General features: G+C 54.3%; 2 protein-coding genes and 1 pseudogene. 2 read left to right on the top strand and 1 reads right to left on the bottom strand.

The features are described from left to right. Positions 1-68: 68 nt before the first annotated feature. Positions 69-1205 carry a hypothetical protein gene (locus tag WA157_RS15780; protein WP_422621871.1) on the bottom strand — a complete coding sequence of 379 codons (1137 nt, stop codon included), beginning with the start codon at positions 1203-1205 and terminating at the stop codon, positions 69-71. A 17-nt stretch (positions 1206-1222) separates the two neighbouring features. On the opposite strand from WA157_RS15780, the pseudogene WA157_RS15775 reads away from it, so the two are divergent. Both WA157_RS15775 and WA157_RS15770 read left to right on the top strand, forming a co-directional pair. Next, a pseudogene (locus WA157_RS15775) lies at positions 1223-1724 on the top strand (MFS transporter); the annotation flags it as partial. A 145-nt stretch (positions 1725-1869) separates the two neighbouring features. Beyond that, the gene (locus WA157_RS15770) at positions 1870-4236 is read left to right on the top strand and encodes a TOTE conflict system archaeo-eukaryotic primase domain-containing protein (RefSeq protein WP_422621870.1); all 2367 of its coding nucleotides are present in this window, start codon (positions 1870-1872) and stop codon (positions 4234-4236) included. Positions 4237-4410 lie beyond the last annotated feature (174 nt).

Raw genomic sequence — 4410 nt, 5'->3', positions numbered from 1 at the left:
CACGACAGCACACCGTGCATGTTGACCGCGTAACGATTGAGCAGTTGTGTTTCCATGATCGTGCCCCGTTAGCTATGAAGTGGCATGGTATTACTTGTTTGGTTCCGGCTCGTCCGGCTTAGGTAGTTTGCCGATTGCTCGCCAACGCAGTCTGGGTGCCCCGCCATTGCCGCGACAAGACTTCGAATATCTTGAGCACGGCGCAGGTTTGCGGCCGCATCGGCAATTTCCTTCCTTATCGCTTCCTTCCTGGCCTTAATGGCCGCCAAGCGCATCGCTTCTTCCTTGCGCTTTCGTTCTGCAATCGCCTCCAGCATTTGGTTCCTGCGTTCGAGCTTCCTTTCGTAGATCGAAAAATCAGCGGACCGCATCTTGGTCTCTGCAAGGGTAAGTATTGCCTTCACGATGTCTTCGAGACGCTTCTCAATCTTGGCGCCCGGCTCATCTACGAAGTTGCCCCCTTTGCCGCTGCTTCCCACGCGCAGAGTTGTAACGCTGCTACGGGGTAGGTCATTGTTGCCTTTGGGGTTCTCAGGCTCGAGGAATTGAAGTTGAACACTGGAGCCACCGATGGAAACACTCGCAATGAGGTGATGGATATGGCCTACCCCCTGAATCCAAGTTTCTTTCTGAACCACTTCGCAGCTGGCATGAATGGAATCCAGGATAAAAAAGATACTGCTAAAGAGGCGAAGTTGGCGTTGAAACCTTGGCTCCAGAAAGCGTGGCTTATCAAAGGACCAATCCCTTTCCTTGATTTTCTCCGCTCTTTTCGACTCAGATAGAAGCACTCGACGCAACCCATGATGTGGGTCGGAAAGGTCTCGTTTGGCTCGAAACGGGCCAAGCCGTACAAAAGCAGATTGCACGACTTCCTCGACTGTCTCGATGTAGGTTGGAGGCGTGATTTCGGACTCCAGGTCGACAGGTGCATTCCACCTTTCGTAGTAATTCACCGCACGAAGCTCAATCAACTCTCTTTGGCCAGGTAGCCGCATTGGCAGCGGCGTTGTTGAGACCCTGCCGCCCGCTGCCCTTTTTGCCCAATAGCCCGGTGGCGGCGCAGGGATGCATTCTTTAACACATAGTTTCCCGATGGCAACGTCGGAAATTCCCCAAATGCCGGCCAACTTGGACCTTGGTTCTCTCCAGACCAAAGCATGCAACTCGGTGCGGGTGATGGATGTCGGTTTCTGGATTGTCATGTTGAATGATCAAAGTTGGCCTCATGGTGAACTCGCAATTGGCGCTGTGGCTGTTTCAGAAGTTCGGTCTATCGCTGGCGGCGGCGGGCACGCTCTTCTTCTGTTTAGGCCCGCTGAGCGCTGGATCACGACTGGCGGCTCCCAAGTTGCCCAAGCGCATTGGGCTGGCCAACACCATGGTGTTTACGCATATTCCGGCAAGCCTGTGCCTGTTCGCAGCGGCATTTTCGACCAACGTGTGGGTCGCTGGGTCTGCTGCTGGCACGCGCATTGGTCTCGTCCATGGATGTGCCTGCCCGAAGCGCATTTGTCATGTCAGTAGTCCAGCCGCATGAACGTGCCGCCGCAGCCAGTTTCACGGCTGTGCCGCGCAGCCTGGCGTCCGCTGCAAGTCCATTGCTTGCGGGGTGGCTCTTCCAATCTGGTTGGAGTGCAACGCCTCTGGTGGTGCGTGGCGTCCTCAAGATTGCCTATGATCTGGCTTTATGGAGAGCCTTTAGCTCGTTTGAATTCGACTAAATAGAACATCTTTTCTGATGCGCGAGTACCTGTAATACGACCAAGTCAGCAAATTTCCTGGGACAGAACTGGCAAACTGCGCATTCTGTATTCATGCGTTGCCACCAATCCCTAAGATGCAAACCGTTGAGGAAGTTCCGAATTGATGGCTGAACTTGACCCGTTGGTTGCCCTGCAAGCCGAAAACAAACGCCTGATCGCGTTACTGGAAGAGCACGGCGTGGATTGGCGCCGTGATACCAACGGATCGGGTTCGCCGACGGCTCAGCCGCCGCCGGATCCCACTCACATATCCACGAATGAAAAAGTTGCTTTGTTTAGGCGCCTGTTTAGGGGTCGAACGGATGTTTACCCTGTCCGCTGGGAAAGCAAAGGCAGTGGGAAGTCTGGATACGCTCCAGCTTGCGCTAACGAGTGGGTGGCTGGCGTCTGCCAAAAGCCGCGAATCAAATGTGGTGATTGTGCAAGCCGTCTTTTAATACCTTTGACTGACGAGGTGATCTACGCGCACCTCTCTGGAAAACATGTCGTCGGGGTGTACCCGCTGCTTGCGGATGACAGTTGCCATTTTCTCGCTGTGGATTTCGACGAAGCGGATTGGCGCCAAGACGCTTTGGCTTTTAAGCGGTCGTGCCTTGAACTCGGCGTGCCGGTCGCACTTGAAATATCACGTTCAGGCAATGGGGCCCATGCATGGATCTTCTTCAAAGCAAAGGTGTACGCACGGGATGCACGCCGCCTGGGAACGGCCGTCATCAGCTTTACCTGCATGAAGATGCGCCAACTGGAGCTGACCTCATATGACCGTTTGTTCCCCAACCAGGACATCATGCCCAAGGGTGGATTTGGAAACCTGATTGCACTTCCCCTGCAAAAGCGGCCTCGGGAAAATGACTGCAGCGTGTTCGTTGACGACGACCTGCGACCCCATATGGACCAGTGGGCCTTTCTGTCGACCATGGAGTTGATGGATTCCGCCGATATTGAAGCAAGCATCTTGAGAGCAACCGGCGGCGTCCATCCATTGGACGTCACGTTCGTTGACGATGAGGATTTGGCAACTCCATGGAAGCGAACATCATCGGCAAAGCAGAAACTCACCGGAAAGATGCCAGCGTCACTGACCGTGACCCTTGCGAATCTGATTTATTTTGAAAAAATGGATTTGCCGCAGGCATTGGCAAACCGTCTTGTGCGCCTGGCAGCTTTTCAAAACCCAGATTTTTACAAAGCGCAAGCCATGCGCATGTCGGTCTGGGACAAGCCACGCGTCATTGGATGCGCGGAGAATTATCCCCAGCATATTGCCTTACCGCGTGGGTGTTTGGAAGCGGCCAAGGTGCTGCTGGCCGATAACAACATCAAGCTCAGCCTTTACGATGAGCGATTTTCAGGAACGCCCATTGAAGTCACCTTCAAAGGCACCTTGAGACCAGATCAAGAAGTGTCGGTGCAGGCAATGCTCGGCTATGAGACAGGTGTGCTCTGCGCCCCGACGGCCTTTGGAAAAACCGTAACAGCTGCTGCCTTGATTGCGAAGCGGGGTGTGAACACACTAATCTTGGTGCATCGAACCGAGTTGCTCAAACAGTGGCAGGAGCGGCTGCAAACATTCCTGGGAGTTGGAAAAGGCGTGATTGGCGTAATCGGCGGCGGCAAATCAAAGCCGACGGGCCTCATAGATATCGCCGTGATGCAGTCCGTCTCGCGGCAGGGCGAGGTTAATGCGTTGGTTGAGGGTTATGGTCAAGTAATCGTCGATGAGTGCCACCACGTCGGTGCTGTCTCCTTCGATGCCATTCTCAAAAAGGTCAAAGCCAAATTTGTCCAAGGCCTGACCGCGACCCCTGTGCGCCGAGACGGACAACAGCCCATTATTTTCATGCAGTGCGGCCCCATCCGACACACCGCCACATCGCCGCCGAGTGCGCCCCATGACCTGCAAGTTACAGCAAGGTACCAACAAGCGCGTCTAGCTGTTCCGCCCGACTCCGGGATCCAAGATGTCTTTAGGTACCTCGCAAATGACCAAGCTAGAACGAAGGTCGTGGCGGAAGAAATAATGAGGCCCTTTGGGCAAGGCAGAAAGGTGTTGGTCTTGACCGAGCGCACTGAACACCTTCATTCCATCCTGAGAGCTCTTGACGGCGCGGTGACCCCACCCTTTGTCTTGCATGGTCGAATGACAAAGAAGCTGCGATCCAGTGTTATCGCAGAACTCAATAGCCTGCCCGAAGATGCGCCCCGCATATTGCTGGCCACCGGAAAATTGGTTGGCGAAGGGTTTGACCATCCCGCACTAGATACGTTGGTCCTGGCGATGCCGGTGTCTTGGAGGGGAACATTGCAGCAATACGCAGGGCGGCTACACCGTGATCATGCGACCAAGACTGACGTGCGAATTGTCGACATCGTTGATACAGGCCATCCCGCTTTAGTAAAGATGTGGGAAAAGCGACAGGTAGGATACAAGGCTATGGGTTACCGCATAGCTGAAGCGGACTTCAGTTAACCGTTGATTCAATAAGAGATTTCAGAGCGTGAACTGCCATCATGGGCCATTGGACTAACCCGCTGACGCGCGAACTGGTTCGCCAGTCCAGCAGGCTACCTCGGACTTTTCAGCAATCTCCTTTTGCAGGACGATGGACTCGCTGCTCGCAGCACTTCATCCCTTCAATCCGTA

The organism is Rhodoferax ferrireducens, from assembly GCF_049302455.1.
In the GTDB taxonomy this organism is placed as follows: Bacteria; Pseudomonadota; Gammaproteobacteria; order Burkholderiales; family Burkholderiaceae_C; genus Rhodoferax; species Rhodoferax ferrireducens_B.
This window is presented reverse-complemented; position numbering and strand designations above follow the sequence as displayed.